At 34.5% G+C, this 854-nt stretch carries 1 pseudogene; it reads left to right on the top strand.

Annotated features, from left to right (window positions below):
- Positions 1–637, top strand: a pseudogene (locus tag ACFIK8_RS10640) (transporter); the annotation flags it as partial.
- Positions 638–854: the final 217 nt, after the last annotated feature.

Here is an 854-nt window from a genome sequence, read left to right on the forward strand (position 1 = left end):
TGTTGATCTTGTGATAAAAATTGCCCATGCTGTAAGAGCCGTTTCTCCTGCTCTTAATCCCGGATTTATGCCATTATCTGCGTTGGCTTTCTTTAGTGGAGGCTTGGTTGGACTAATTTTTTGCAAAACATCCATCAGATTCTTTTTTAGTCTCTTTATTTTGGTTGGTATTTGTATTTGCTTGATGCATTCACCCGTACAATTAATTATTGCAGACAATATAAATCTCGTGGGTGTCATCAATGGGAAAAAATTATATACTGACCGTTATCGTATCTCTAAGTTTACAACATCTATATGGGAAAAGTCATTTCACGTGAATGAGACGATTAAGCCTACGAAATATGGTCCTTCGTTTAATGGGCAATTCGTTTGTGATGATCATATTTGTTCATCCTTATCAGAAAATGGATTTAGAGTCGTTGTTTTACATGGAAAAATAGATCAATGTGTAGAGGCAGATGTCATAGTTAAAACATTTACAATAAACGATCAAACATTCTACAGGAAGACACAAATAACAGTGATACCTAAACAGTTATTATCACGAGGGAGCGTTATGATGACTAAAAGAGGGGATATCATTTGGTCTTCTAAGGGATTCCATAGACCTTGGAATATGCACAGGCAGCATTGACAAAAATTGTATAACTTCTCGCATTCTCCAATGTTTTTCTTGGTACAGATAAAAGCAGAGTAAGAGATAATAGGTACATTTTTTATCATGGCTTTGACATCTTTCTCATAGAACTATAAATTGACCAATCCTAATGGAGTTGACCAAATCGTTAACGCTTTTACTATTTCTAAGCACAGACGATTTTTTGGTATTTGAATAATTTATAATTTTGCAC

The sequence above is a fragment of the Bartonella sp. MR168JLCBS genome, from assembly GCF_042194175.1.